We start from the raw sequence: 25,732 nt of genomic DNA on the forward strand, positions 1-25,732 counted from the left end.
CGTCCGGCGACGCCGTGGGAGACGCGAAGGCTAGTCCTAAGTGGAAACCCTTGCAGGCGCTCGGGGAAGCGCGTCGCGGGCCTCCCGGGCCCGCCCGCCGCTCATTCGGGCTTGGCGCCCGTGGCCGCCACCACCTTGCCCCAGCGCGTGATCTCGCTGCGCACGAAGGCGCCGAACTCGTCGGGGCCGGTGCCCATCGGCACCAGGCCCTCGTCCCTGAAGCGCTCGCGCATGAGCTCGGAGCCCAGCGCGGCGCGCGCGGCGTCGGCGATGCGCGCCACCAGCGGCGCGGGCATCTGCGCCGGTCCGAACAGGCCATACCACGAGCTGTACGCATAGCCGGGCAACACCTCGGCCACGGCCGGCACGTCGGGAAAGGCAGCCAGGCGCTTCTCGCTCGTCACGCCCAGGGCCTTGAGGCGCTTCGCCTTCACGAGCTGCTGTACCGTGGCGACGCCCGCGAAGGCCAGGTCGATCTGTCCCGCCACCACGTCGGCGATGGCCGGCCCGGTGCCCTTGTAGGGCACGCCCACGATGTCGATGCCCGCGTCGCGCTTGAGCATCTCGCCCGCCAGGTGGTTGGCGCTGCCCATGCCCGCGATCGCCACGTTGAGCTTGCCCGGTTCGCGCCTGGCCAGCGCGATCAGCTCGCGCACGTCGTTGGCCTGGAGCGTGGGCCGCGCGATCAGGATGGCCGGCAGGCTGGCGATGCCGGCGAGCGGCGTGAAGTCCTTCAGCGGATCGAAGGGGAGGTTCGAGTACAGCGAGGCATTGATGGCGTGGCTGGTGTAGCTCAGCAGCAGCGTGCTGCCGTCGGTGGGCGCCTTGGCCACGGCCAGCGCCGCGATGTTGCCGGCCGCCCCCGGGCGGTTCTCGACGATGAACTGGTGGCCCAGGCGCGTGGTGAGCTCCTGCGCCAGCGCGCGCGCCACGATGTCGGTGCCGCCGCCCGGTGTCGCGCCCACGAGCAGGCGCGTGACCTGCTGCGCGCGAACGCCGAAGCTCGCGAGTGCCGAGGCGCTGGCGCCCGCGGCGATGAATCTGCGTCGAAGCATGCTTGTCTCTCTTTCGTTGTCATGGGGGGCCAGGCCGGCCGGTGCCGGCGCGCGGTTCAGGCCAGGGCGTCCGCCGCCAGCCGCTTCGGCCGCCAGGGCTCGAGCCGCATGTTCAGGGCCTGGGCCTGCCGTTGCTCGTAGGCCAGGAACTCGGAGGTGATCGCGCTGCCGCGAACGCCGCCGCGCACCGCGCCGGCGCGCACATCGCCGTAGTACTCCTCGAAGGCGGCGGGCAGCGGTTGCGACGAGGGGATCGCGAGCCACAGGCGCAGCAGGTGGCGCTTGTCGTCGGGCGCCTCGAAGTCCTCGAAGGGCGTGCGCGAATGCAGGGTCACGTAGTTGTTGAGCAGCTGCAGGTCGCCGCGCTCCAGGGTCATGGAGTAGCACAGCAGCGGGCTCGGCATCAGCTCGTCGAGCAGGTCCAGGGCCTCGACCTGCAGCGGCGTGAGGCGCGGCACCTCGGGGAAGTCGCGCTGCGCCGCATCGGTGTTCTTGCGGTTGGTGCGCGCGGCGAAATGCACCGGGTCGCTGCCGAAGATCGGGCAGCGGTAGAACGGCGGCTGCGACGGATCCTGCGTGCCCTGGTAGCTGTGGAAGAAGGGTTGCTGCAGCACCGGGATCAGGTCGGGGCGCAAGCGCTGCACCTCGTCGCGCAGCCGGATCGAGCTGATGACCTTGCTGGTGCCGCCGCTCTTGGCCGTGCGCCGGCACAGCAGGCCCACCACGTCGCACGAGTCCTGGTGGAAGTCGAGGCCGGCGCTGGTGTTGTAGCCGCGCCCGCCCTTGACCTTGTAGTCGCCGCCTTCGTCGCGCACGTCGTTCATGACCTGGCTGGCGCGGTTCTGCGTGCGGCCGACGCCCATGTGCAGGCTCATGCCCCAGTAGGCGGTGCGCGTCTCGTCCTCGCTCCATTCGTCGACCGGGAAGCCCTTGAGCAGGCACATGCCCCAGCGGCCCTGCGTGGTCGCGACGGCGCGGGCCAGCGCTTCGCGCGAAGCCGCGGGCAGCGGGAAGTCGGCCTGCGTCATCGAGAGCAGCGGCTTGCCGAGCGCGGCCGCATGCCGCAGCGCCGAGCGAAAACCGTCGACCTCCGTCTCGCTGAGGCGCTGGATCCAGGAGCTGTCCTGGCGCACCTCTTCGGCGGTCCAGGCGAGGGGGGCGGCGGGTTGCGTGTCTTTCATTCGATCGGGTCCTCGGGTGTCGTTCCAAAAAGTCTAGGACTGCGCGATGCAAAGAAAAAGCGACACTATTTCAAGTCTTAGATAAGGAAATTTGATGAAGATCGATGCCTTCTCCACGCTCGATGCCGTGTTGCGCGGCGGCACGCTCGCGGCTGCCGCGCACGAGATGAACCTCACGCCCAGCGCCATCAGCATGCAGATGAAGCAGCTCGAGGCCTACCTGGGCCAGCCGCTGTTCGACCGCTCGGGCCTGCAGGTCAGGCCGATGAAGCTGGCGCACGAGGTCTCCTCGGTCATGCGCGATGCGCTGCAGCAGCTCGAGTCGCTGCGCAAGCGCGCGAGCGTGAGCATCGAGGGCAGCGTGCGGCTCGGCGTGATCGAGTCGATGCAGCCCATCGTGCTGCCCGCCACCATGCGGCTGCTGCGCGAGCGCTATCCGCGGCTGGAGCTGCGCCCGGCGCGCGGCCGCAGCGCGTCGCTGATCGCGGCGGTGAAGGCCGGCGATCTCGATGCGGCGCTGGTGGCGCAGCCCGAGAGCGGCGGTTCGGCACGGCTGCGCTGGCAGCCGATGCTGCGGCGCGAGCTGGTGCTGGTGGCGCCGCCCACGGCCACCGAAAGCTCGGTGGCTGCGCTGTTCAAGCAGTACGACTGGATCCGCTACGACCGCTCCACCGTCACCGGCACGCTGGCCGCGCGCTTCGTAAGCACGCAGGTGCGCAAGAAGCGCGGCACGCTGGAGTTCGACAGCACGCCCGCCATCGTGGCCATGGTCAGCGGCGGCCTGGGCATCTCGGTGGTGCAGATCGCGGACCCGGGGCTGGTGGCGACCTACCCGGTGCGCATCGTGCGGCTCGGCCGCGGCGCGCCGATGCTGCAGCTGTCGCTGGTCACGCGCAAGACCGACGACGACAGCCGCACGCTGGCGGCCATGCGCGAGGCGATGCACACGGCGCTGATGACGGCGCAGCGGCAGCGCAGCGACCGGGGGATGTAAGAAAGGCCGCCCTACAGGTCCTCGGGCCGCAGGCCGCCCTCGACGCGCACGCCGCCCGACACCGCCGCGATGTTGCCGGCCGCGTCCGAGGCGCGCACCTCGATCACCGCATGGCCCGCGCGCGCGGGCGTCCAGCTGCACACATAGGGCGCGGCGCGCAGCGTGCAGACGGTACGGCCGTCGGCGATGAACTTGAGCTCGGCCACCGCCACGTTGTCGGCCGCGCTCGCGGCCAGGCGCAGCGGCAGGCCGGCCGCGGCGGTCGGCGGCGCGACGAAGGCCACGGCGGGCGGCAGCGTGTCGGCCGGCGGGTTGACCATCACGTTGGCCGAGGCCACCGCCGTGTTGCCGGCCGCGTCCATCGCGATCACGCGGATGGTCTGCATGCCGGGCGCGGTCGGCGTCCAGCTGCAGGTGTAGGGCGGCGCCGTGAAGCTGCAGATCGGCAGGCTCTGCGCGCCCATCACCTTGAGGCCCCACACGCCCACGTTGTCGACCGCCACCGGCGCCAGCGTCACCGGCTGGCCCACGGTGGCCATGGCCGGGGCGGCCAGCGAGACCACCGGCCTGTGCTCGTCGGGCAGGCCCAGCGGCAGGTCGATGGAGAACATGGCCTGGCCGCGCACCGCCTTCTGCTCGAAGGCATCGAAGATGGTGAACCAGCTCGCGCCCGGCGCGCGGCCCGGTGCCTGCGCCTTCACCAGCAGATTGGTCTTGCCGACCGCGAAGCAGGTGAAGCCGCAGCGCCAGTCGAAGACGAAGCGCCCGCCGGCGTCAGACACGCCCTGCGCGATCGGTTCCAGCGGCTTGCCCGCGCCCGGATCGCGCCACACCCAGACCTGCGCGCCGGGCAGCGCCGCGCCGCCTTCGCGCTCGCTCACGCGCACCTGGGTGGCGGTGGTCCCGGCCATGAACTTCGAGCTGCCGAGCTTGGGCCAGTTGCTCCAGTCGGTGTCGAGGTTGGCCTTGGTACCCTCGGTGAAGCGGATCATCTCGAGCGTGGCGACGCGGTTGGCCGCGGGGTCGAAGCGCTCCTCGAACACCGTGCCCAGCAGCGGGTCGAGCCGCCAGTGCTGGCGCGGCCACCAGTAGCGGTCGGCGGGCTTGGTGAGGTCGAGGTCGGCCTTGGGCGCGACCTCGGTGGTGTCGGCCACCGCGATCGCGTTGTAGTACTCGCCCGAGCCGGCGCCGAACACGTGCTCGAGCTCGTGCAGCAGGGTCTTGAGCTGGCGTCCGAGGTAGTCCTTCTCGGTCGACTCGACGGCGCCGGGCGCGATGGCGCGCGACAGGCGCAGCGGGTCGTGGATCGCGGTCCAGTTGAGGTTCCAGGTCGCGCCGCGCGCCGGAAAGGTCCAGCTCATCGTCAGGCCGCCATGGCTGTAGCCGCGCGTCGACTTGTTGATGCAGACCGCGATCTCGCCGTTGACCAGGCCGTTGAGGCTGCATTGCGGTGCCTGGGCCGGTGCGATCCATTGCAGGTCGGCGGCGGGATCGAAGCCGAAGCCGCGCACCGATTCGCGCGTGAAGACGGTGTTCACGTCGGCCACGTACTGCGCCAGCCGGCGGCCGGCCTCGGCGCCGCCGATCTCGGCCGCGAGCTGCGGATCGACGAAGAACTTCAGCCGGTGGACGCTGGCGGTGCCACGGCCGATCTCGTCGAGCACGACCGCGCCCGAGGGCGATGCGACCAGCAGGGTCACCGCCCCCAGCAGGGCGGCGCACAGCCGGCGTGCGCCGGCTTGCAGCGAGGAGAAGGCTCGCATCGGTCTTCCCCGCGGCGGGGGCGCAAAGCGCGAACGGTCGGCGCCGGGAGCCGGCCGTTCGCCGTGCGCGACCCCCGTCGGGCGGCCCTGCGATGCAGGGGGTGCCGGGAGCGCCGATCGGGCCGCGCCTCAGGGGCGCGCGGGCAAGACCCATCCGTCAACTACCGAAACCGGTAGTAATTCTAGATGGATTGTGTGTTTGTGTTTCAAACGTTGTTGCAATGTATCAAATTGGCGGCCCCGATGCCGCCGCGGCGACCGCTTCCTGGGGCGGCGCGCTGCCCAGCGCCTTGCAGACCGCGACCCAGTCCACGGCCAGCCGGCTGCGGCTCTGGGCCCGGTCGCGCTGGGCCTGCAGCAGGGTGCGGCGGGCATCGAGCGCCACGCCGAAATCGGTGAGCCCGCCCGCGTAGCGCGCCTGCGCGAGCGCCAGCGCATCGGCGCTCTCGCGCTCGCGCTCGGCCAGCTCGGCCTGGCGGCGGCGCTCGGCCGCATAGGCGCTGAGCGCGCCATCGATCTCGTGCCAGGCCTTGAGCACCGTCTGCTGGAAGGCGACCGCCGCTTCCTGCTGCTGCAACTCGCGCAGGGTCACGGTGCTGCGGCGCCTTCCCATGTCGAAGATCGGCAGGCTCAGCGAGGGGCCGACCTGCCACTGCCGGCTGCCCCAGTCGCCGAAGCGCTCGTGGCCCACCGATTCGTTGCCGAAGCGCGCGCCCAGCGTCACGCGCGGATAGAGCTCGGCCACCGCCACGCCCACGCGCGCGGTGGCCGCATGCAGCTGGGCCTCGGCGGCGGCGATGTCGGGTCGGCGCCGCGCGAGTTCGGCCGGCAGGCCCAGCGCGAGTTCGGGCAGGGCGCGGTCTTGCGCGGTGGCATCGGCCGGCGCCGCGAGCTCGGCATTGAGCGCGCCCGGCGCGGCGCCGAGCAGCAGCGTGATCTGGTTCATCGCCTGCGCTTCCTGCTGCAGCAGTGCCGGGATGCGGCCGCGCAGCTCGGCCAGCAGGCCGCGCTGGCGCACCGGGTCGAGCTCGGTCACGAGGCCGCCGCGCGCGCGGGCCTGCACCAGCTCGAGCGACTCGCCGACGGCCGCGAGGTCGGCGCGCGCCAGCTGCAGCTCGCGCTGGCTGCCGCGCAGCTCGACGTAGTTGCGCGCGACCTCGGCCTGCACGCTGAGCTGCGCCTGCCGCAGCAGCGCGGCCGAGGCGGCGCTGTCGGCATCGGCGGCCTCGACCGCGCGCCGCACGCGGCCCCAGAGGTCGATCTCCCACGAGGCGTCGAAGCCGGCCTGGTAGAGATCGAAGGGCTGCGACAGCGAGCGGATCAGCTGCTCGCGGTTGCCGGCCGACGAACCGATCGCGTCGATCATGCGCGTGGCCGCGCCGCTCTCGCTCTGCCGCTGGCGGTTCACGCCGGCGCTCGCCTCGAGTTGCGGCCCCCGCTGCGCCGCGGTGGCGCTGCGCTGCGCGCGGCTCTGCGCGAAGCGCAAGGCGGCCGTCTGCAGGTCGTGGTTGGCCGCGAGCGCGCGTGCCTGCAGGCTCTCGAGCAGCGGATCGCCGAAGGCCTTCCAGTCGCTGGCGGCGGCCGAGGCGCCGGCGCGCCGCTCGGCGCCCAGCAGCGCATCGGCGCCGCCGTGCCAGGCCGACCAGTCGGCTGGGGCCGACGGCTCGGCGGGACGATGGTCGGGGCCGACCGCGCAGCCCGACAGCGCGAGGGCGAGCACCAGCGGCGCGAGGGCATGATGGATGGACATGTCTTCTTCTCCAGACGTGGGATGGCGCGCGTTCAGGCGAGCCGGTTCCGGAACAACCAGGCGGCGAGTGGCAGCGTGACCACGGCGATGACCGAGAGCGGAACGAGATTGGCCGCCACCGTCGAGAGCCCGACGCCCTCGAGGTAGACGCGCTGCACCAGGTCGATCGCGAAGCGCAGCGGATTGGCCAGCGTCGCCATCTGCAGCAGCTCGGGCATGTTGCGCACCGGCGTGGTCAGGCCCGACAGCAGCATCATCGGCATCAGCAGCACGAAGGTGTAGAGCATGGCCTGCTGCATGTTGGCCGACACCGCCGAGATCGACAGCCCGATGCCCACGCTCGCGACGGTGAAGAACACCAGCCCGGTGTAGAGCGTGAACAGCGAGCCCGCCATCGGTATGCCGAACCAGAAGCGCGCCACCAGCAGCACCAGCGAGGACTGCACCAGTCCGACCAGCACCGGCGGCAGCGCCTTGCCGACCATGATCTCGAGCGGCGACATCGGCGTCACCAGCAGCTGGTCGAAGGTGCCCTGTTCGCGCTCGCGCGCCACCGACAGCGCGGTCAGGAGCAGCGTCTGCACCATGCTGAGCGCGGCGATCATGCCCGGCAGCAGGTTCCAGCGCGTCTCGAGGTTGGGGTTGAACCAGGCGCGCGACTCCACGGCCAGCGGCGCCGGCGCCATGCCCGCGCGGCTGCGCAGCTCGGCGTTGTAGCGCTCGACCACCGCGCCCACGTAGCCCGCGGCCGAGCCCGCGGTGTTGGAGTTGCGCGCATCGAGGATCAGCTGCACCGGCGCGCGCTGGCCGGCCGCGAGCCGCTGCTCGAAGTCGGGGCCGAGCTGCACCACCAGCAGCGCCTTCTGCGTGTCGATGATCTCGCGGATGTCGGCCTGCGTGCGCAGCGTGGCGACGCGGTGGAACACACCGGTGCCGTCGAGCCGCGCGACCAGCTCGGTGGCCGCGGCGCCATGGCTCTGGTCGAGCAGCGCATAGGGCACGTTGCTCAGGTCGTAGGTGGCGGCATAGCCGAAGATCAGGCTCTGCATCAGCGCCGGCACGACCAGGATCACGCGGCTCGCGGGGTCCTTGAGGATCGCGAGCAGTTCCTTGCGGCAGAGGTTGGCGATGCGCAGCAGGAAGTCGAACATGGTGCGGGTCCTTTCAGTCCAGGCGCTTGCGCGTGACCGCGCGCGCCAGCGCCAGCAGGCCCACCGCATAGGCGGCGAGGATGGCGCAGTCGCGCCAGATCAGCGGCCAGACGTCGCCCGCGAGGAACAGCGTCTTGACCAGCTCCATGAAGTAGGTAGCCGGCAGCGCATGCCCGATCACCTGCACCGCCAGCGGCGTGTTGCGCAGGTCGAACAGGAAGCCCGACAGCATCATCGAGGGCAGGAAGGTGGCGATCAGCGCCACCTGGCTGGCGAGGAACTGGTTGCGCGTGATCGAAGAGATCACCAGGCCCAGGCTCACCGCCACGACCAGGTAGAGCATCGAGCTCAGCACCACCACGACCAGCGAGCCGTACATCGGCACCGCGAACAGGAAGCGCGCGGCCAGCAGGCACAGCGCCAGCCCCAGCATGCCGACCGCGAAGTAGGGAACGATCTTCGCCAGCAGGATCTCGACCGGCCGCACCGGCGTGACGAACAGCGCCTCGAGCGTGCCGCGCTCCCATTCGCGCGCCATCACCAGCGCGGTGAGGAAGGCGCCGACCAGCGTCATGATCAGCACGATCAGCCCCGGCACCAGGTACCAGGTGCTGGTGTTGGCGGCGTTGAACCACATGCGCTGCTCGACCGTCACGCTGCCGATGGCGGGCGCGGCGCTGGCGTTGCCGCCGCGGTCGGCCTGGCGCAGCGCCGACTGGCCGATGGCCGCGTTGAGGTACTGCAGCACGATGGTCGCGCGGCCCGCGTCGGCGCCATGCACAATCACCTGCACGCGCGCCTGGCCGGCCGCGAGCGTGCGCGAGAAGTCCGAGGGCACGCGCACGATGGCGTCGATGCGGCGCTCGCGCATCAGCTGCTCGGCATCGTGCATCGAGGCCAGCGGTATCGGTGCGAGCGTGGGCGAGAGCTGCAGCCCGGCCATCGCCTCCTGCGCGCCGGGCGAGGCGTCCTCGAACACGATCGCCACCGGCGCATGCTTGACGTCGAGCGACATGCCGTAGCCGAAGATCAGGATCAGCACCATCGGCAGCAGGATGCCGATCGCGAGGTTGCTGCGGTCGCGCAGCAGCTGGCGGAACTCCTTGCGCGTGAGCGAGACCAGGCGGGACCAGAAACCGCTCATGCATGCACCTTTTCCTTTCGCGCCTTCTCGACGATGCCGATGAAGGCCTGCTCCATGTCGATGCGGCGCGCATCGTGCTCGCCGTGCTCGTCGCCCAGCGCCTGCGCGCGCACCTCGCGCGGCGTGCCGATGGCCAGCAGTCGGCCCGCGTCCTGGATCACGATGCGGTCGCAGTACTCGGCCTCTTCCATGAAGTGGGTGGTGATCACGACCGTGGTGCCGGCCTCGGCCAGCGCGGTGATGCGGCGCCAGAACTCGCGCCGCGCGAGCGGGTCGGCGCCGCTGGTGGGCTCGTCGAGGAACAGGATCTCGGGCTCGTGCAGCAGGCCGGTGGCCATCGCCAGGCGCTGGCGGTAGCCGCCGGGCAACTGGCCGCTGGGCGCGTCGATCTCGCGCGCCAGGTCGAACTGGCGCAGCACCGCGTCCATGCGTTCGCGCAGTCGCGCCCCGCGCAGGCCGTAGGCACCGCCGAAGAATTCGAGGTTCTCGCGCACGCTGAGGTTGCCGTAGAGCGCGAACTTCTGCGAGACGTAGCCGATGCGCCGGCGTGCCTGCGCGCGCGCATGGCGCAGGTCGACGCCGGCCACGCGCAGCTGCCCGCCGCTGGCCGGCAGCAGGCCGCAGAGCATGCGGAATGTGGTGGTCTTGCCCGCGCCGTTGGGGCCCAGCAGGCCGAAGATCTCGCCGCGGCGCACGCTGAAGCTGGTGCTGGCGACGGCGGTGAAGTCGCCGAAGCGGCGCACCAGGTCCTTGACCTCGATGACGGTGTCGCCGGGCGTGGAGGAGGAGGGCACCGGCTGCCGTGCGATCGGCTCGGCGGGCTTCGGTGCCGGGTCTTCCTGCGTGCGCAGCAGCGTCATGAAACCGTCCTCGAGCCGCGGCGCCACGGGCTCGGCGGCCGCGCCATCGAGCAGTTCGTCGATGCCTGCCTCGTTGGCGTCGTCGCGCCGCACGAAGCGCACCTCGCCGCCCTGCGGCACCGCGTCCACGATCTCGGCGCGCGCATCGAGCAGCCGGGCCTGCAGCCGTCGCGGCGGCTCGCCGGCCGGCGGCGCCGCCACGAAGCACAGGCCCCGCGCGCGGTCGCGGATCTCTTCGGGCGCGCCCTGCGCCACGAGCCGTCCCTCGCGCAGCACGAACACGCGCGCGCAGCGCTCGGCCTCGTCGAGGTAGGCGGTGCTCACGATGACCGAGAGCTTCTCGTCGTCCACCAGCTGCTGCACGATCTGCCACAGCTCGCGCCGCGACAGCGGATCGACGCCCACCGTGGGCTCGTCGAGCAGCAGCAGCTCGGGCGAGCGCACCAGCGTGCAGGCCAGCCCGAGCTTCTGCTTCATGCCGCCCGAGAGCTTGCCCGCGGGCCGGTCGGTGAAGCGGCCGAGGTCGGTCATCTCCATCAGCCGGCCGTAGCGCGCGCGCCGCTCGTCGCGCGGCACGCCGTGCAGGTCGGCATAGAGGTCGAGGTTCTCCTGCACGCTGAGGTCGTCGTAGAGGCCGAAGCGCTGCGGCATGTAGCTGATGCGGTCCTGCACCGCCTGCGGATCGGCGGCCACGTCGATGCCGAGCACGCGCAGCTCGCCGGCATCGACGCGCAGCAGGCCGGCCATCAGCCGCAGCAGCGTGGTCTTGCCTGCGCCGTCGGGGCCGACCAGCGCGGTCAGCGTGCCGGGCGGCACCTCGAGCGCGATGTCGTCGAGCGCGTGCACGGTCTTCTTCGCGGGCTTGACGACGAAGCGCTTGTGCAGGCCGCGCGCGAGGACGGCGGGGGAGGGGCTCGGCATTCAGCGCCCCTTCCGGGTTTTGCTCCTTCCCCCTCTGGGGGAAGGCCGGGATGGGGGCTGTGGGCGGTGAAACGGCTCGCAGCGATGGTGTGGCCCGGAGCCCCCACCCCGGCCCTCCCCCAGCGGGGGAGGGAGGAATGCGCAGCGGTGATTGGTGAACAGCATCACCGGCCCGTCGTCGAAGCGGAGTCCAGCCGCAGCGTCACCGTGGCCGGCATGCCCAGTCGCAGCCGGTCCTCCCTGTCGTCGACCATCACGCGGATCTCGTAGACGAGGCTGCTGCGCAGTTCCTCGGTCTGCACGGTCTTGGGCGTGAACTCCGCCACCGAGGCGATGTAGCCCACCTTGCCCGCGATCGCGCGATCGGGCTGGCTGTCGGTGGTCACGCTGGCTTCCTGCCCGGCCTGGATGCGGCCAAGGTCGGGTTCGGCCACGTAGGCCCGCACCCACTTGGGATCGGTGATCGCGAGCGTGAAGGCCGGCCGCTGCGGCGAGGCCATGTCGCCAGGCTCGAGCAGCCGCGCGCGCACCACGGCGTCGATCGGCGCCTTGAGCTCGCCCTCCTCGAGCTCGTGCTTCATCAGCGCGAGCTCGGCGCGCGCCGCCTCGAGCTGGGCCTGGGCCTGGCCGATGTCCTCCTTGCGCGGCCCGCTCACCACCAGCTGCCGCGCCTTGCGCGCGTTGTCGAGCTGGGCCTGCGTGACCTTGCGCCGCGCCTGCGCGCTCTCGAGGTCCTGCTGGCTCACCGCGCGGCCCGCGGTCGACTGGCCGATGGCCTGCAGCCGCGCGAGCTGCTGCGCCGCGAGCTCGGCATCGGCCTGGGCGGCGCTCACCTGGGCCTCGGCCTGCGCGATCTCCTCGGGCCGGCTGCCGGTCTTCAGCCGCAGCAGCGCCTGTTCCTGCACGCCGATGCGCGCCTGCGACTGCGCCACGCGCAGCGCCAGGGTGCGGGTGTCGAGCCGGCCGATGACCTGGCCGGCGCGCACCCGGTCGCCCTCGCGCACCGCGAGTTCGGCCACGCGCTCGCTGCCGCTGAAGGCCAGCGATACCTGGCGCAGGTCGACGTTGCCGTGGAGCACGATGCGGTCGGACGGTGCCGGCGAGCGGCCGAGGTACCAGGCGCCGGCGGCCGCGGCGGCCAGCACGACGACGGCGAGGGCGATCAGGGGTTTCTTGTTCATGGCGTTTTTCGGGCGAAAGCGGAAGGAGCGGCCGGATCGTATCAAATTCAAATTTGAATTTGAAGTAGGCCGGAAGTTGGGGTAGGCTCGCGCCATGGCCAGCCGCTCCCGTTCTCCTCGTCCGACCGCTTCCTCCGCACCGCCCGCCGCCGAGGCCGAGTCGACCGCGCGCGCGCCGCGCGCCGACGGCAACACGACCCGCGCGCACATCCTCGAGACCGCGGGCCGGCTGTTCGCCGAGCGCGGCTTCGCGGCCAGCACCAGCAAGGAGATCTGCACGCGCGCCGGCACCAACATGGCGGCGGTCAACTACCACTTCGGCGGCCGCGACGGCCTCTACGAAGCGGTGCTGGTCGAGGCGCACCGCCAGATCGTCAGCGTGGACGAACTGGTGGCGCAGGCCGGCAGCGGCGCCGATCCGCGCGAGCGGCTGCGCGCCTTCCTCGGCCACCTGGTCGAGATGGGCCACCAGCCGCAGGCGCCCTGGGGCTTTCGCGTGATGCTGCGCGAGGCGCTGTCGCCGTCGAGCGCGCTGCCGGTGCTGATCCAGAAGGCGGTGCTGCCCAAGGCCAAGGTGGTGCGCGGGCTGATCGGCGAGATCATGGGCCTGGCCGACGACCATCCCTCGGTGCAGCGCAGCGTGATGTTCACGGTGCTGCCGTGCATCGTGCTGATGGTCGCGCCCAAGGAGCTGGGCCAGCGCGTGCTGCCCGCGGTGCGCGAGACCGAGGCGCTGGTCGACGACCTGATGCGCTACGTGCTCGCGGGTCTCGAGGCGGTGGCGCGGGAAGCGGGCGGCCAGACCGCCGCCGCGCCCGCCGCGCCCGTCAAAGCTGGAAGGCGACGGTGAGCAGCAGCCCCTCGGCCACGTCGCGCAGCAGGCCCGGGCGCCGCGCGCGATAGGCCTCGCCGGCCGAGGCCGTGGTCTCGATCCACTCGGCCAGCCATTCGATCTCGTGCTCGCCGTAGAACACGACATTGGCCTCGTGGTTCAGCAGCAGGCTGCGCAGGTCGAGGTTGATCGAGCCGCACATCGCGAGCTGGTCGTCGACCACCACCGCCTTGGCATGGGCCATAAACGGCAGCATGCGAAAGCTCACGCCGGCGCGCGCCAGATCGCGCATGGCGCGCGCGCGCACGAAGTCGGCCAGCCGGTGGTTCGACTGCGCGGGAATCGCGATCGTGACCTGCACCCCGCGCCGCGCGGCCAGCCGCAGCGCGTCGCGCAGGCCGTCGCCGGGCACGAAGTAGGGCGTGATCGCGAGCAGCCGGTGCTCGGCACGGAAGCAGGCGTCGATCAGCAGCGCATGCGCGGTGTCCTCGGTCTGGTCGGGGCCGCTCGGCAGGAACTGCGCCATCGCGGCACCGGGGCCCTCGGGCACGTCCTCGGCCGTGATGGCACGCGGCTTGCGGCTGCGCACCGAGGCCCAGTCGTGGTCGAACTGGCGCGCCGCGGCGGCCGCCACGCTGCCGCGCAGGTCGAACGAGAGGTCGTGCCAGGCCTCGGGATGGGCGGCGTCGCCGTTGAAGTACTCGCAGGCGAGATTGCGCCCGCCCGACCAGAGCCAGCCGTCGTCGGCGATGGTGAACTTGCGGTGGTTGCGCAGGTTGCGCGGGCCGATGCGGCGCAGGCTGAAGAAGGGCCGGAACACCGCCACCTCGCCGCCGGCCGCGCGCAGCCGGTCGAAGTGGTGGCGCGGCAGCGTGAGCGCGCCGAAGCCGTCGAGCAGCACGCGCACCTTGATGCCCTCGCGCGCGCGCCGCGCGAGCCGCTCGATCACCGAGCGGCCGAGTTCGTCGTTGCCGATGATGAAGGTGCAGACGTCGAGCCGCTCGCGCGCGCCATCGATCACCTCGAACAGCGCGAGCCGCGCATGCTCGCCGTCGGCATGCAGCCGGATCGCGCTGCGCCCGGGCGGCGCCAGGCCGAAGCTCTCGATCAGGTCGGCGGCCCAGTGGCCGGCCAGCGCCGAGCGCGGCGGCCGCGGCGAACCCGCGGGGCGCAGCTTGCGCTGGCCGAACAGCAGGTACATCGGCAGGATCAGGTAGGGCAGCAGCACCAGGCCCATGACCCACGCGATGGCGGTGGTGGGCGCGCGCTGCTCGCGGCGTGCGCGGGTGGTCAGCACGTAGACCAGCAGCGCGAAGGTGACGACGAGGAAATGCTGGGACGGAGAGGGAAGCCAGTCGAACCCGTTTTTCGGCATGGGCCGATGATGCCTGAGGCCGCCGCGCGCCGCCGCGCTTGCCCCCTCAGCGCCGAAGGAAGGCCGGCACGCCGCGGCCCTGCGAGGCCAGGAAATCCATCATCGGGTCGACCACCGCGCGCACCGCGGGCCGCTCGCCGACGCGGTCGCGCCAGGCCACGAGCCGCGGCGTCTCGGCGGTCATCCCCGCGCCCTTGCGATCGGCGAACACATGGGCCATGTAGAAGGCGATGTCGGCATAGCCGTAGTCGCCGGCCAGGAACGCGCGGTCGTCGGCCAGCAGGGTGTCGAGCTGGCCGTAGAAGCGCGCGCAGGCGGCGCAGGCCTCCACCGCGGGCGGGCTCTGCATCGCCTCCTGCAGGCCGAAGAGCCTGACCACCTGCGGGAAGAAGACCTCGTCCGAGCGGTGCTCGAGCTGGCGCGCGCGGGCCCGCGCGGCCGCTTCGGCGGGCCACAGCGCGGGCTGCGGATGCCGGTCCTCGAGGTACTCGAAGATCTGGGTCGAGTCGAACAGCTCGACCGCGTCGTCGATCAGCACCGGCACCTGGCCCTTGGGGTTGATGCGCAGCACCTCGGGGTGCCTGGGGCTGTAGTTGTCGTCGCGATCGAAGGGCACCATCACGAGCTCGAAGGCGATGCCTTTCTCGAGCGCCGCGATCTGCACCTTGGCGCCGAACATGCTGAGGGGGCCGGAGAAGATGTGGGTCGTCATGGCCCCGAGTTCAGCAGAAAGCGCGGCTCAGGTCGATCCCCAGACTTCCTGCGCGGTCTCGACCACCAGCCGCAGCTTGGCGCGCTGCGCCTCGACCGCGATGTTGTTGCCGTGCACCGTGCTCGAGAAGCCGCACTGCGGCGACAGCGCGAGTTGCTCGAGCGGCGCGTACATGGCGGCGTTCTCGATGCGGCGCTTGAGCTCGTCCTTGTCCTCCATCTGGCCGAACTTGGTGGTCACCAGGCCCAGCACCACGGTCTTGCCCTTGGGCAGGAAGCGCAGCGGCTTGAAGTCGCCCGAGCGCGCGTCGTCGTACTCCATGAAGTAGGCGTCGAGATCCATCTCCTGGAGCAGCGCCTCGGCCACCGGCTCGTAGTTGCCGGCCGCGGCATGGGTGCTCTTGAAGTTGCCGCGGCACAGGTGCATGGCCAGCAGCATGCCCGGCGGCTTCTGCGCCACCACCTTGTTGATGAACGCGGCGTAGCGGTGCGGCAGTTCGTTCGGGTCGTCGCCGCGCTTGCGGGCCGCCTCGCGCATGTGCTCGTCGCAAAGGTAGGCGAGGTTGGTGTCGTCCATCTGCACGTAGGTGCAGCCGGCCGCGGCCAGCGAGCGCAGCTCGTCGCCATAGGCCTGGGCCACGTCGTCGTAGAACGCGGGGTCGAGCTCGGGGTAGGCCTCCTTGCTGATGCCGGCGCGGCCGCCGCGGAAGTGCAGCATGGTCGGCGAGGGGATCGTGACCTTGGGCGTGCGGCCGGCCGAGACCTGGCTCTTGAGGTACTCGAAGTCGGCCAGCTGGATGTTCTTGACGTGGCGCACCTTGTCGATGACGCGCATCGCGGGCGGGGCCAGTTCCTCGCTGCCGTCGGGCTTGCGGATCGTGACCGGGATGTCGGTCTTCACGCCGCCGAGCTGGTCGAGGAAGTCGATGTGGAAGTAGGTGCGGCGGAATTCGCCGTCGGTGATGCTCTTGAGGCCGATGTCTTCCTGGAACTTGACGATCTCGGCGATGGCCTTGTCCTCGACCGTGCGCAGTTGCTCGGGCGTGATCTCGCCCCTGGCCTTCTGCTCGCGCGCTTCGAGCAGGTATTGGGGACGCAGGAAGCTGCCCACGTGGTCGTAGCGGGCGGGCAGGGTGGCGTGCTGGGACATGAGGATGGAACTCCGGCTTGTCTGAACGAAAGGGGGTGGAACGGAACATCGTATCGCCTTGTGCGGCGACGTCGATGTGTACAGAAGACTCGGTGTTTTCCCTTGATTCGGCCGAATCGGCTGGAAATTCTCGTGTTTCTGTATACATTGAGTATCCATGGACACGCGATCGCCCCATTTCCCGCTCAACGCCTGGTATGCCGCCGCCTACGACGTGGAGGTGCGGCATGCGCTGCTGCCGCGCACGGTCTGCAACCAGAAGCTGGTGCTGTTCCGCCGCACCGACGGGCAGGTGGCCGCGCTCGAGGACGCCTGCTGGCACCGGCTGCTGCCGCTGTCGATGGGGCGGCTCGAGGGCGACGAGCTGGTCTGCGGCTACCACGGCCTGGTCTACAACAGCCAGGGCCGCTGCACCCACATGCCGAGCCAGGAGACGCTCAACCCCTCGGCCTGCGTGCGCAGCTTCCCGGTGGCCGAGAAGCATCGCTTCATCTGGATCTGGCCAGGCGATCCGGCGCTGGCCGATCCCGCGCTGGTGCCCGACATGCACTGGAACGACGACCCGGCCTGGGCCGGCGACGGCAAGATGATCCGCGTGAACTGCGACTACCGGCTGGTGGTCGACAACCTCATGGACCTGACGCACGAGACCTTCGTGCACGGCTCCTCGATCGGCAACCGCGAGGTGGCCGAGGCGCCCTTCGTCGCCACCCATGGCGACCGCTCGGCCACCGTCACGCGCTGGATGGAGAACATCGAGGCACCGCCGTTCTGGGGCGGGCAGATCCGCCATGCGCGCGGCTACGCGGGCAAGGTCGACCGCTGGCAGATCATCCGCTTCGAGGCGCCGTGCACGGTCAACATCGACGTCGGCGTGGCCGAGGCCGGCAGCGGCGCGGTGCCCAAGGGCGGCAACCCGGGCGACCGCGGCAGGGGCGTCAACGGCTACGTGCTCAACACCATCACGCCCGAGACCGACAAGACCTGCCTCTACTTCTGGGCCTTCGCGCGCAACTACTGCCTGGGCGAGCAGCGCCTCACGCACGAGCTGCGCGAGGGCGTCTCGGGCATCTTCCGCGAGGACGAGCTGGTGCTCGAGGCGCAGCAGAAGGCGATCGACGAGCATCCCGACCACCGCTTCTACAACCTCAACATCGACGCCGGCTCGATGTGGGCGCGGCGGCTGATCGACCGCATGGTCGACAAGGAGCGGCCCGCGCGCGCCGCGATCCCGATCCGCGTCGACCAGCGGCAGGCCGCATGAAGGTCGCCGCCAGCAGCAGCGCCGGCGAGCCCGGCGACAGCGGCGCCTCGCAGGCCGTGAAGGCGCAGCTGCGGCTGCGCGAGATGATCCTGGCCGGCGAGCTGCCGGGCGGCGCGCGCATCGCCGAGGTCGCGATCTCCGAGCAGCTCGGCGTGTCGCGCACGCCGGTGCGCACCGCGCTGATGCGGCTCGAGCAGGAAGGCCTGCTCGAGGCCCTGCCCAACGGCGGCTATGCGGTGCGCACCTTCTCCGAACGCGACGTGGCCGACGCCATCGAGCTGCGCGGCACGCTCGAGGGCCTGGTCGCGCGGATCGCGGCCGAACGCGGCGCGGCGCCAGTGGTGCTGAGCGAGGCGCGCGGCTGCCTGCAGCGCATCGACGAGCTGCTGCGCGAGCCCGCGCTCGACGACGCCGCCTTCTCGCGCTACGTGACGCACAACGAACGCTTCCATGCGCTGCTGTGCGAGATGGCCGGCAGCCCGGTGATCGCGCAGCAGCTCGAGCGCGTGATCAACCTGCCGTTCGCCTCGCCCTCGGGCTTCGTGATCGTGCAGGCCAATTCGCCGGCCGCGCGCGACATGCTGGTGATCGCGCAGGACCAGCACCTGCAGGTGCTCGACGCCATCGAGTCCGGCGAGGGCTCGCGCGCCGAGGCGCTGATGCGCGAGCACAGCCGCATCGCGCGGCGCAACCTGCGCGAGGCGCTGCATGGCGCGCCCACCGAGCAGCAGCGTCCGCTGCCGGGCGTGCAGCTGATCCGCCGCCGCGGCTGAGCGGCTTCCTTCTTTCTTTCCGGTCCTGGTTCCCCGATGAAAAGCGATCTCCAATGGATGCAGGCGCAGGTGGTGGCGCTGCGCGACCTCACGCCCACCGTGCGCGAATTCGAACTGCGGCCCGAGGCGGGCACGGCCGGCGGCCACGAGCCCGGCGCCCATCTGCAGGTGCGGGTGACGAGCGCGCAGGGCCAGTTGCAGACGCGCTCGTATTCGCTCGTGGGGCAGGGCGAGCACGGCGGCTGGCGCATCGCCGTCAAGCGGCTCGACGACGGCCGTGGCGGTTCGCTCGCGATGTGGCGACTGGCCGTCGGCGACCGCCTGCAGGTCAGCGCGCCGCAGAACCACTTCGCGCTCGACCTGTCGGCGCCGGGTTACCTGCTCGTGGCGGGCGGCATCGGCATCACGCCGCTGGTGGGCATGGCGCAGCGGCTGAGCGCCCATGCGCGGCGCAGCGGCGTGCCGCTGGCCATGCACTACGGCGCGCGCCATGCGGGCGAGTTCGCCTACCTCGACGAACTGCGTGCATCGCTCGGCGAGACGGCGTTGCGGACGCACGAAGGCGCCGCGGCCATCGACCTCGCGGCCGCCATCGCCGCGCTGCCCGCGGGCGGCCAGCTCTACACCTGCGGCCCGGCGCCGATGCTCGAGGCCGTGCAGCGCGCCTGGGCGGCGGCCGGCCGCGCCGCGGCCGACCTGCGCTTCGAGACCTTCGGCAGCAGCGGCCGGCTGGCCGCGCAGGCCTTCACCGTGCGCGTGCCGCGGCACGACCTCGCGATCACCGTGCCGGCCGACTGCTCGCTGCTCGATGCGCTCGACGCGGCCGGCGTGCAGACCCTGTGGGACTGCCGGCGCGGCGAATGCGGGCTGTGCGCGATGGACGTGCTGGCGGTGGACGGCGAGATCGACCACCGCGACGTGTTCCTCAGCGCGCACGAGAAGCAGGCCACCACCCGCATCTGTGCCTGCGTGTCGCGCGCGGTGGGGACGCTCACGCTCGATTCCGCGTACCGCGCGGACGCCTGACCGGCACCGATCCACCCCGTTGCGCGATCATCGCGCAGTTCATTTGTCTATCGCGCAACAAAGCGCCGCGCGGGCCCGCGCCTAGGTGAAGGCCCGCGACAAGGAATGTTGCAAAGTGTTGAAAAATAGGCCGATTCCGCTCGTCGCCCCCAAAGGAGAACTCATGCAAAGGCGTCAACTCATCCAGTCCGCGAGCCTCGCCGCGCTCGCGCTTTCCGGCGCGCTGTCCGTCACGGCCGTCCAGGCCCAGGACAACAAGTTCAAGATCGGCCTGATCCTGCCGATGACCGGCCAGTCGGCGTCGACCGGCCGCCAGATCGAGGCCGCCGCGCGTCTGTACATGGCGCAGAACGGCGACACGGTGGCCGGCAAGAAGATCGAGCTGATCGTCAAGGACGACACCGGCCTGCCCGACGTCACCAAGCGCCTGGCGCAGGAGCTGGTGGTGAACGACAAGGTCAACGTGCTCGCCGGCTTCGGCCTGACGCCGCTGGCGCTCGCGGTGGCGCCGATCGCCACCCAGTCGAAGACGCCGCAGGTCGTGATGGCAGCCGCCACCTCGAGCATCACCGAGGCCTCGCCCTTCATCGTGCGCAGCGGCTTCACGCTGCCGCAGGTGTCGGTGCCGATGGGCGATTGGGCGCCGAAGAACGGCATCAAGACGGTGGTCACGCTGGTCAGCGACTACGGCCCCGGCAACGACGCCGAGAAGTTCTTCAGCGAGCGCTTCGCGCTCAACGGCGGCAAGGTGATCGACAAGCTGCGCGTGCCGCTGCGCAACCCCGACTTCGCGCCCTTCCTGCAGAAGGTGCGCGACGCCAAGCCCGACGCGCTGTTCGTCTTCGTGCCCTCGGGCGCGGGCGCGGCGGTGATGAAGCAGTTTCTCGAGCGCGGCATGGACAAGGCCGGCATCAAGCTGATCGCCACCGGCGACGTGACCGACGACGACCAGCTCAACGACATGGGCGACGGCGCGCTCGGCGTGGTCACCTCGCACCACTACTCGGCCGCCCATCCCTCGGCCGCCAACAAGAAGTTCGTCGAGGCCTTCGAGAAGGCCAACCCCAAGCTGCGCCCCAACTTCATGGCCGTGGGCGGCTACGACGGCATGCGCGTGATCTACGAGGCGCTCAAGACCAGCAAGGGCCAGGGCGGCGGCGAGGCGCTGCTGGCCGGCATGAAGGGCCAGGTCTTCGAGAGCCCGCGCGGCCAGGTGCTGATCGACGCCCAGACCCGCGACGTGGTGCAGGACGTGTACCTGCGCAAGGTCGAGAAGAAGGACGGACAGCTCTACAACGTCGAGTTCGACGTGATCAAGGGCGTCAAGGATCCGGGCAAGGCAAAGTAAACACGGGATCGAGCAGCCGGACGCAGAGGACGCGAAGGTTGCGCGAAGGACGCGAAAGAAACTTCATTTGAATTCTTTCGCGTCCTTCGCGTAGTTTTCGCGTCCTTCGCGTCCGGTCAGCCCGCATTCAGCAGCCGCGAACAAGCGCACATGCTCACCATTCTTTTCGACGGCATCGCCTACGGCATGCTGCTGTTCGTGCTCGCCGTGGGGCTGGCCGTGACGCTGGGGCTGATGAACTTCATCAACCTCGCGCATGGCGCCTTCGCGATGGCGGGCGGTTATCTCACCGTGTTCGCGATGCAGAAGTTCGGCGTGCCGTTCATGCTGTGCCTGCCGCTGGCCTTCGTGGTCGTGGCGCTGGCCGGCGCGCTGCTCGAGCGCACGCTCTACCGGCCCATGTACGGCAAGCCGCACCTCGACCAGGTGCTGTTCTCGATCGGGCTGGCCTTCATGGCGGTGGCGGCCATCGACTACTTCGTGGGCTCCTCGCAGCAGAACGTGCAGCTGCCCGAATGGCTGCGCGGGCGCACCGAGCTCGGCGACGGCGCGCTGATGCTGGGCATGGGCCATTACCGGCTGTTCATCATCGCGGTCTGCGCGGTGCTCACCGTGGTGCTGCAGCTGATCCTCTCGAAGACCCGCTTCGGCAGCCGGCTGCGCGCGGCGGTCGACGACCCGCGCGTGGCCGCGGGCCTGGGCATCAACGTCAACGTGGTGTTCCTGCTGACCTTCGCGGTCGGCTCGGGGCTCGCGGGGCTGGGCGGCGCGCTCGGCGCCGAGATCCTCGGCCTCGACCCGACCTTCCCGCTCAAGTACATGATCTATTTCCTGATCGTGGTCTCGGTCGGCGGCACCTCCTCGATCACCGGGCCGCTCGCGGCCGCGCTGCTGCTGGGCATCGCCGACGTGGCCGGCAAGTACTTCATTCCGAAGATGGGCGCCTTCACCGTCTACCTGCTGATGATCCTGATCCTGATGTGGCGCCCGCAGGGCCTGTTCACGCGCAAGGGAGGCCGCTGATGGGCGCGCCTTCTTCCTCCTCCGACTTCCAGTCGCCGCTGCTGCGCAAGGCGCGCTGGCATCCGGTCGAGTTCGTCGTGTGGGCCGTGGCCTTCGCGCTGCCGCTGATCACGCCCTCGCACTCGCTGCTGGTCAACGAGATCGCCATCGTCGCGCTGTTCGCGATGTCGCTCGACCTGATCCTCGGCTACACCGGCATCGTCTCGCTGGGCCATGCGGCCTTCTTCGGCTTCGGCGCCTATGCCGCGGCGCTGTTCGCCAAGCTGGTGATGCCCGACCCGACCGTGGGCCTGCTGTTCGCCATCGTCGTGTCGGCGCTGCTCGGGCTGGTGGCCAGCGTCACCATCCTGCGCGGCAGCGACCTCACGCGGCTGATGGTCACGCTCGGCACCGCGCTGCTGCTGCTCGAGCTCGCCAATAAGCTCGACTGGCTGACCGGCGGCGCCGACGGCCTGCAGGGCGTGGTGATGGGGCCGGTGCTCGGCCTGTTCGAGTTCGACCTCTACGGCCGCACGGCCGCCTGGTATTCGCTGGCCGTGATGCTGGTGCTGTTCCTCGTCATGCGCCGGCTCGTGCATTCGCCTTTCGGCGCCACGCTCAAGGCGATCCGCGACAACCGGCTGCGCGCCATGGCGATCGGCATCCCGGTGGTGTCGCGGCTGGCCGTGATCTACACCGTGGCAGCCGGCGTGGCCGGCGCCGCGGGCGCGCTGCTCGCGCAGACCACCGGCTTCGCCTCGCTCGACGTGCTGGCCTTCGACCGCTCGGCCGACGTGCTGCTGATGCTGGTGATCGGCGGCGTGGGCTGGCTCTACGGCGGCGTCGCGGGCGCCATCGTCTTCAAGCTGCTGCAGACCTGGCTGTCGTCGGTGACGCCGCAGTACTGGATGTTCTGGATCGGCCTGATCCTGGTGCTGCTGGTGCTCGTGGGCCGCGATCGTCTGCTCAAGCCCTGGACCTGGTTCGGTGCCGGCAAGAAGGGCGGTGCGGCATGACCGACACCGTGCTTTCCACCCATGGCCTGGTGATGCGCTTCGGCGGCATCACCGCCACCAACAACGTCTCGATGGAGCTCAGGCGCGGCGCGCGCCATGCGCTGATCGGCCCGAACGGCGCCGGCAAGACCACCCTGATCAACCAGCTCACGGGCGTGCTCACGCCCTCGGAAGGCCGCATCACCTTGCTCGGCGAGGACATCACGCGCCTCGCGCCGCACAAGCGCGTGGCGCGCGGGCTGGTGCGCACCTTCCAGATCAACCAGCTGTTCGACTCGATGACGCCGCTCGAGACGCTGGCGCTGGTCGTGTCGCAGCACCAGGGCATCGGCGCGCAATGGTGGCGCCCGCTCGGCGCGACGAAGGCGGTGGCCGAGCGCGCGGGAGAACTGCTCGAGCAGTTCCACCTGGCCGACGTGGCGAATCAGCAGACGAAGCATCTGGCCTACGGCAAGCGCCGGCTGCTCGAGATCGCGATCGCGCTGGCCTGCGAGCCGCGCGTGCTGCTGCTCGACGAACCCGTGGCCGGCGTGCCCGCGGGCGAGCGCGAGGAGCTGCTGCAGACCGTGGCCGCGCTGCCGGCCGACGTGTCGGTGCTGCTGATCGAGCACGACATGGACCTGGTGTTCAGCTTCGCCGACCGCATGACGGTGCTGGTCAACGGCACCCTGCTGACCGAGGGCGATCCCGAGGCCATCGCCAACGACCCGCGGGTCAAGGAGGTCTACCTCGGCCATGGACAGTCCGCGGAGGCCGCCCATGTCTGAGCTGCTGCGCATCGAGAACCTCAGCGCCGGCTACGGCGAGGCCGTGGTGCTGCACGACGTGTCCTTCGCGCTCGGCGAGGGCCGCACGCTCGCGCTGCTGGGCCGCAACGGCACCGGCAAGACCACGCTGATCAACACCCTCGCGGGCGCCACGCGCCAGCACGGCGGCAGCATCGCGCTCGGCGGCCAGGCGCTGCACCGGCTCGCGCCGCACCAGCGCGCGGCGGCCGGCATCGGCTGGGTGCCGCAGGAGCGCAACATCTTCAAGTCGCTCACCGTGCACGAGAACCTCACGGCCGTGGAGCGGCCCGGGCCGTGGAATCCGCGCCGCGTCTACGAGATGTTCCCGCGCCTGGCCGAGCGCAAGACCAACCTCGGCACGCAGCTGTCGGGCGGCGAGCAGCAGATGCTGGCCGTGGGCCGCGCGCTGGTGCTGAACCCGAGGCTGCTGCTGCTCGACGAGCCGCTCGAGGGCCTGGCGCCGATCATCGTGGAGGAGCTGCTGCGTGCCATCCGCCGCATCACGCGCGACGAGGGCCTGGCCGCGATCGTGGTCGAGCAGCATCCGCAGGCGATCCTCGCGATCTCCGACGAGGCCGTGGTGCTCGACCACGGAACCGTCGTGCATGCCGACAGCGCGGCCGCGCTGCGCGCGCAGCCGCAGGTGCTCGATCGCTTGCTGGGCGTGGCGCGCTAGACGGTCGACGCCTCGGCCGGAAAGACAAGGAGACACAAGACCATGACGATCCGGAACACGACGATGCGACGAACCGCCGGCCTGTCGGCCCTGGCGGTCGCCGCGGGCCTGCTCGCCGCCTGCGGCACCGGCGGGCCTTCCGTGCCGCAGAGCCTGAGCCTCGGGCCCGACCCCGCCGCGGCCTGCGCGCGCCTCGCGGCACCGGTGCCGCCCGGCGCGATCGGCCTGCCCAGCGGTGCGGCGACCATCGACTCCGCCACCCTCGTCGCGGCCGCGCCGCTGGCGGTGGCCGAGCGCGGCCCGAGTCCGGCGGCGCGCATCACGCCGGCCACGCCCGCGCATTGCCGGCTGCTCGGGCGCATCGCGCCGCGCGATGCCGCGGCGCCGCCTATCGGGTTCCAGGTCAACCTGCCGCTGGCCTGGAACGGCCGCAGCCTGCAGTACGGCGGCGGCGGGTTCAACGGCGTGCTGATCACCGGCCTGGCGCTGGTGCCCGCGGCCCGCTTCGACCAGCCCGCGCCGCTCGCGCAGGGCTACGTGACCTACGGCACCGACTCCGGCCACCAGAACGTGGCCGGCCAGCCGCCGCAGGCCTTCGCGCTCAACGACGAGGCGCTCGAGAACTTCGCGCATGCCTCGTACAAGAAGGTGCGCGACGTGGCCGTGGCGCTGATGCAGCGCGCCTACGGGCAGGCGCCGCGCAAGCTCTACTTCATGGGCAGCTCGGAGGGCGGGCGCGAGGCGCTGACCATGGCGCAGCGCTATCCGCGCGACTTCGACGGCATCTTCAGCCGCGTGCCGGTCATCAACTGGACCGGGCTGCAGCATGCGGGCACGCGCAACGGCATCGCCACCTTCGGGGAGGGCTGGCTGCGGCCCGCGCAGGTACAGCGGGTGCACGAGGCCGTGCTCGCGGCCTGCGATGCGGCCGACGGCACGGCCGATCGCATCGTGTCGAACCCGGTGGCCTGCCTGCAGCGCTTCGATGCGGCCAGCCTGCGCTGCGCGGCGGGCACGCGCGGGGACGACTGCCTCAACGACGCGCAGGTGCAGGCGGTGCGCACGCTGCGTTCGCCGTGGCGCTCGCCCGTACCGCTGGCCAACGGCATCGCGGAGTACCCGGGCTGGGGCATCGGCGGCGAGGCCACGCCGGCCTTCGCCTCGATGGGCGGCTGGAACGCCTGGTGGACCGGCAGCGCCGCGCCGACCGTGCCGCCGCAGCCGAGCAACGGCATCGCGTGGTTCTACGGCAGCGGCGCGCTGCAGTACTTCTATGCCCGCGATCCGTCGCTCGACGTGCGCAACTACCGCGCCGAGGACCATGCGGCGCGCATCGCCGCCGTCTCGCGGCTGATGGATTCGACCGACCCCGACCTCGGCGCCTTCAGCGCGCGCGGCGGCAAGCTGCTGATGCTCGAGCACATGGCCGACTATGCGCAGAGCCCGTTCGCGGGCATCCGATATCACGAGTCGGTGGTCGCGCGCATGGGCCGCGCCGAGGTGGACCGCTTCATGCGGCTGTACACCGCGCCCGGCGTGGACCACGTGGGCAGCGGGGCGCCGGCCAACGTCGACATGCTCGGCGTGCTGGTCGACTGGGTCGAGCGCGGCCGCGCGCCCGCCGGCCTGCAACTGCTCGAGCAGGAGGTGCAGCCGCCCTTCAGGACGGTGCGCGCGCGCCCGTTGTGCGAATGGCCGCTGTGGCCCCGCTACGTGGTGGGGGGCGATGCGGCGCAGGCGGCGAGCTTCCAGTGCGTGCGCTAGCGTCGGG

22 protein-coding genes are annotated in these 25,732 nt (G+C 71.2%); 11 read left to right on the plus strand and 11 right to left on the minus strand.

Features of this window, described 5'->3' with window-relative positions:
• Positions 1-101 precede the first annotated feature (101 nt).
• Together INQ48_10705 and INQ48_10710 are read right to left on the minus strand one after the other, a co-directional pair.
• Positions 102-1,055 carry a tripartite tricarboxylate transporter substrate binding protein gene (locus INQ48_10705; protein ID QRF59654.1) on the minus strand — a complete coding sequence of 318 codons (954 nt, stop codon included), beginning with the start codon at positions 1,053-1,055 and terminating at the stop codon, positions 102-104.
• 56 nt (positions 1,056-1,111) lie between these two features.
• The gene (locus tag INQ48_10710; protein ID QRF59655.1) at positions 1,112-2,236 is read right to left on the minus strand and encodes a TauD/TfdA family dioxygenase; all 1,125 of its coding nucleotides are present in this window, start codon (positions 2,234-2,236) and stop codon (positions 1,112-1,114) included.
• A gap of 94 nt (positions 2,237-2,330) precedes the next feature.
• Between INQ48_10710 and INQ48_10715 the strand changes: the two genes are divergently transcribed.
• Complete coding sequence (locus INQ48_10715; GenBank protein QRF59656.1) at positions 2,331-3,230, plus strand: LysR family transcriptional regulator; 900 nt, start codon at positions 2,331-2,333, stop codon at positions 3,228-3,230.
• A gap of 11 nt (positions 3,231-3,241) precedes the next feature.
• On the opposite strand, the gene INQ48_10720 is transcribed toward INQ48_10715, so the two are convergent.
• The 6 genes from INQ48_10720 to INQ48_10745 all read right to left on the minus strand — a co-directional run bounded on the left by INQ48_10720 (position 3,242) and on the right by INQ48_10745 (position 12,000).
• Positions 3,242-4,993: a hypothetical protein gene (locus INQ48_10720; GenBank protein ID QRF59657.1), complete on the minus strand. Its 1,752-nt coding sequence runs from the start codon at positions 4,991-4,993 to the stop codon at positions 3,242-3,244.
• Positions 4,994-5,219: 226 nt separating this feature from the next.
• A complete protein-coding gene (locus tag INQ48_10725; protein QRF59658.1) occupies positions 5,220-6,743 on the minus strand; it encodes an efflux transporter outer membrane subunit in 1,524 nt (507 codons plus the stop codon).
• 32 nt (positions 6,744-6,775) lie between these two features.
• Positions 6,776-7,894, minus strand: coding sequence for an ABC transporter permease (locus tag INQ48_10730; GenBank protein ID QRF59659.1), 1,119 nt, complete (start codon positions 7,892-7,894; stop codon positions 6,776-6,778).
• 13 nt (positions 7,895-7,907) lie between these two features.
• Positions 7,908-9,038 carry an ABC transporter permease gene (locus INQ48_10735; protein ID QRF59660.1) on the minus strand — a complete coding sequence of 377 codons (1,131 nt, stop codon included), beginning with the start codon at positions 9,036-9,038 and terminating at the stop codon, positions 7,908-7,910.
• On the minus strand, positions 9,035-10,819 hold the full coding sequence (locus INQ48_10740; GenBank protein QRF59661.1) for an ABC transporter ATP-binding protein: 1,785 nt from the start codon (positions 10,817-10,819) through the stop codon (positions 9,035-9,037). Before INQ48_10740 ends, INQ48_10735 begins: the two co-directional genes overlap by 4 nt.
• A gap of 164 nt (positions 10,820-10,983) precedes the next feature.
• The gene (locus tag INQ48_10745; GenBank protein QRF59662.1) at positions 10,984-12,000 is read right to left on the minus strand and encodes an HlyD family efflux transporter periplasmic adaptor subunit; all 1,017 of its coding nucleotides are present in this window, start codon (positions 11,998-12,000) and stop codon (positions 10,984-10,986) included.
• A gap of 94 nt (positions 12,001-12,094) precedes the next feature.
• Here INQ48_10745 and INQ48_10750 point away from each other — a divergent pair, with 94 nt between their 5' ends.
• Positions 12,095-12,850, plus strand: a complete 756-nt coding sequence (locus INQ48_10750; protein ID QRF59663.1) for a CerR family C-terminal domain-containing protein — start codon at positions 12,095-12,097, stop codon at positions 12,848-12,850.
• On the opposite strand, the gene INQ48_10755 is transcribed toward INQ48_10750, so the two are convergent.
• Genes INQ48_10755 through INQ48_10765 form a run of 3 tightly spaced genes read right to left on the minus strand, consistent with a single transcriptional unit; the run spans position 12,828 to position 16,068 of the window.
• Positions 12,828-14,207, minus strand: a complete 1,380-nt coding sequence (locus tag INQ48_10755; protein ID QRF59664.1) for a PLDc N-terminal domain-containing protein — start codon at positions 14,205-14,207, stop codon at positions 12,828-12,830. The genes INQ48_10750 and INQ48_10755 overlap by 23 nt on opposite strands.
• A gap of 46 nt (positions 14,208-14,253) precedes the next feature.
• A complete protein-coding gene (locus INQ48_10760) occupies positions 14,254-14,919 on the minus strand; it encodes a glutathione S-transferase family protein (protein ID QRF59665.1) in 666 nt (221 codons plus the stop codon).
• A 27-nt stretch (positions 14,920-14,946) separates the two neighbouring features.
• Complete coding sequence (locus INQ48_10765) at positions 14,947-16,068, minus strand: 5-methyltetrahydropteroyltriglutamate--homocysteine S-methyltransferase (protein QRF59666.1); 1,122 nt, start codon at positions 16,066-16,068, stop codon at positions 14,947-14,949.
• Between the two features lie 157 nt (positions 16,069-16,225).
• On the opposite strand from INQ48_10765, the gene INQ48_10770 reads away from it, so the two are divergent.
• The 9 genes from INQ48_10770 to INQ48_10810 all read left to right on the plus strand — a co-directional run bounded on the left by INQ48_10770 (position 16,226) and on the right by INQ48_10810 (position 25,725).
• Positions 16,226-17,332, plus strand: coding sequence for an aromatic ring-hydroxylating dioxygenase subunit alpha (locus tag INQ48_10770; protein QRF59667.1), 1,107 nt, complete (start codon positions 16,226-16,228; stop codon positions 17,330-17,332).
• A complete protein-coding gene (locus INQ48_10775; protein QRF59668.1) occupies positions 17,329-18,105 on the plus strand; it encodes a GntR family transcriptional regulator in 777 nt (258 codons plus the stop codon). The genes INQ48_10770 and INQ48_10775 overlap by 4 nt, the downstream gene beginning before the upstream one ends.
• A gap of 36 nt (positions 18,106-18,141) precedes the next feature.
• A complete protein-coding gene (locus tag INQ48_10780) occupies positions 18,142-19,131 on the plus strand; it encodes an oxidoreductase (protein ID QRF59669.1) in 990 nt (329 codons plus the stop codon).
• Between the two features lie 163 nt (positions 19,132-19,294).
• Complete coding sequence (locus INQ48_10785; protein QRF59670.1) at positions 19,295-20,479, plus strand: ABC transporter substrate-binding protein; 1,185 nt, start codon at positions 19,295-19,297, stop codon at positions 20,477-20,479.
• Between the two features lie 150 nt (positions 20,480-20,629).
• Positions 20,630-21,502 (plus strand): branched-chain amino acid ABC transporter permease, encoded by an 873-nt coding sequence (locus tag INQ48_10790; protein QRF59671.1) that lies wholly within the window; start codon positions 20,630-20,632, stop codon positions 21,500-21,502.
• Complete coding sequence (locus INQ48_10795; protein QRF59672.1) at positions 21,502-22,497, plus strand: branched-chain amino acid ABC transporter permease; 996 nt, start codon at positions 21,502-21,504, stop codon at positions 22,495-22,497. Before INQ48_10790 ends, INQ48_10795 begins: the two co-directional genes overlap by 1 nt.
• Positions 22,494-23,264, plus strand: coding sequence for an ABC transporter ATP-binding protein (locus tag INQ48_10800; protein QRF59673.1), 771 nt, complete (start codon positions 22,494-22,496; stop codon positions 23,262-23,264). The genes INQ48_10795 and INQ48_10800 overlap by 4 nt, the downstream gene beginning before the upstream one ends.
• Complete coding sequence (locus INQ48_10805) at positions 23,257-23,961, plus strand: ABC transporter ATP-binding protein (protein QRF59674.1); 705 nt, start codon at positions 23,257-23,259, stop codon at positions 23,959-23,961. Before INQ48_10800 ends, INQ48_10805 begins: the two co-directional genes overlap by 8 nt.
• Before the next feature lie 63 nt (positions 23,962-24,024).
• Positions 24,025-25,725: a tannase/feruloyl esterase family alpha/beta hydrolase gene (locus INQ48_10810; GenBank protein ID QRF60688.1), complete on the plus strand. Its 1,701-nt coding sequence runs from the start codon at positions 24,025-24,027 to the stop codon at positions 25,723-25,725.
• Positions 25,726-25,732 lie beyond the last annotated feature (7 nt).

The sequence above is a fragment of the Variovorax paradoxus genome (assembly GCA_016806145.1).
GTDB lineage: Bacteria > Pseudomonadota > Gammaproteobacteria > Burkholderiales > Burkholderiaceae_C > Variovorax.

Bases quoted from the DNA above. Each gene is read 5' to 3' on its own strand.
- INQ48_10705 (QRF59654.1), bottom strand. From the start codon at position 1,055: ATGCTTCGACGCAGATTCATCGCCGCGGGCGCCAGCGCCTCGGCACTC.
- INQ48_10710 (QRF59655.1), bottom strand. From the start codon at position 2,236: ATGAAAGACACGCAACCCGCCGCCCCCCTCGCCTGGACCGCCGAAGAG.
- INQ48_10715 (QRF59656.1), top strand. From the start codon at position 2,331: ATGAAGATCGATGCCTTCTCCACGCTCGATGCCGTGTTGCGCGGCGGC.
- INQ48_10720 (QRF59657.1), bottom strand. From the start codon at position 4,993: ATGCGAGCCTTCTCCTCGCTGCAAGCCGGCGCACGCCGGCTGTGCGCC.
- INQ48_10725 (QRF59658.1), bottom strand. From the start codon at position 6,743: ATGTCCATCCATCATGCCCTCGCGCCGCTGGTGCTCGCCCTCGCGCTG.
- INQ48_10730 (QRF59659.1), bottom strand. From the start codon at position 7,894: ATGTTCGACTTCCTGCTGCGCATCGCCAACCTCTGCCGCAAGGAACTG.
- INQ48_10735 (QRF59660.1), bottom strand. From the start codon at position 9,038: ATGAGCGGTTTCTGGTCCCGCCTGGTCTCGCTCACGCGCAAGGAGTTC.
- INQ48_10740 (QRF59661.1), bottom strand. From the start codon at position 10,819: ATGCCGAGCCCCTCCCCCGCCGTCCTCGCGCGCGGCCTGCACAAGCGC.
- INQ48_10745 (QRF59662.1), bottom strand. From the start codon at position 12,000: ATGAACAAGAAACCCCTGATCGCCCTCGCCGTCGTCGTGCTGGCCGCC.
- INQ48_10750 (QRF59663.1), top strand. From the start codon at position 12,095: ATGGCCAGCCGCTCCCGTTCTCCTCGTCCGACCGCTTCCTCCGCACCG.
- INQ48_10755 (QRF59664.1), bottom strand. From the start codon at position 14,207: ATGCCGAAAAACGGGTTCGACTGGCTTCCCTCTCCGTCCCAGCATTTC.
- INQ48_10760 (QRF59665.1), bottom strand. From the start codon at position 14,919: ATGACGACCCACATCTTCTCCGGCCCCCTCAGCATGTTCGGCGCCAAG.
- INQ48_10765 (QRF59666.1), bottom strand. From the start codon at position 16,068: ATGTCCCAGCACGCCACCCTGCCCGCCCGCTACGACCACGTGGGCAGC.
- INQ48_10770 (QRF59667.1), top strand. From the start codon at position 16,226: ATGGACACGCGATCGCCCCATTTCCCGCTCAACGCCTGGTATGCCGCC.
- INQ48_10775 (QRF59668.1), top strand. From the start codon at position 17,329: ATGAAGGTCGCCGCCAGCAGCAGCGCCGGCGAGCCCGGCGACAGCGGC.
- INQ48_10780 (QRF59669.1), top strand. From the start codon at position 18,142: ATGAAAAGCGATCTCCAATGGATGCAGGCGCAGGTGGTGGCGCTGCGC.
- INQ48_10785 (QRF59670.1), top strand. From the start codon at position 19,295: ATGCAAAGGCGTCAACTCATCCAGTCCGCGAGCCTCGCCGCGCTCGCG.
- INQ48_10790 (QRF59671.1), top strand. From the start codon at position 20,630: ATGCTCACCATTCTTTTCGACGGCATCGCCTACGGCATGCTGCTGTTC.
- INQ48_10795 (QRF59672.1), top strand. From the start codon at position 21,502: ATGGGCGCGCCTTCTTCCTCCTCCGACTTCCAGTCGCCGCTGCTGCGC.
- INQ48_10800 (QRF59673.1), top strand. From the start codon at position 22,494: ATGACCGACACCGTGCTTTCCACCCATGGCCTGGTGATGCGCTTCGGC.
- INQ48_10805 (QRF59674.1), top strand. From the start codon at position 23,257: ATGTCTGAGCTGCTGCGCATCGAGAACCTCAGCGCCGGCTACGGCGAG.
- INQ48_10810 (QRF60688.1), top strand. From the start codon at position 24,025: ATGCGACGAACCGCCGGCCTGTCGGCCCTGGCGGTCGCCGCGGGCCTG.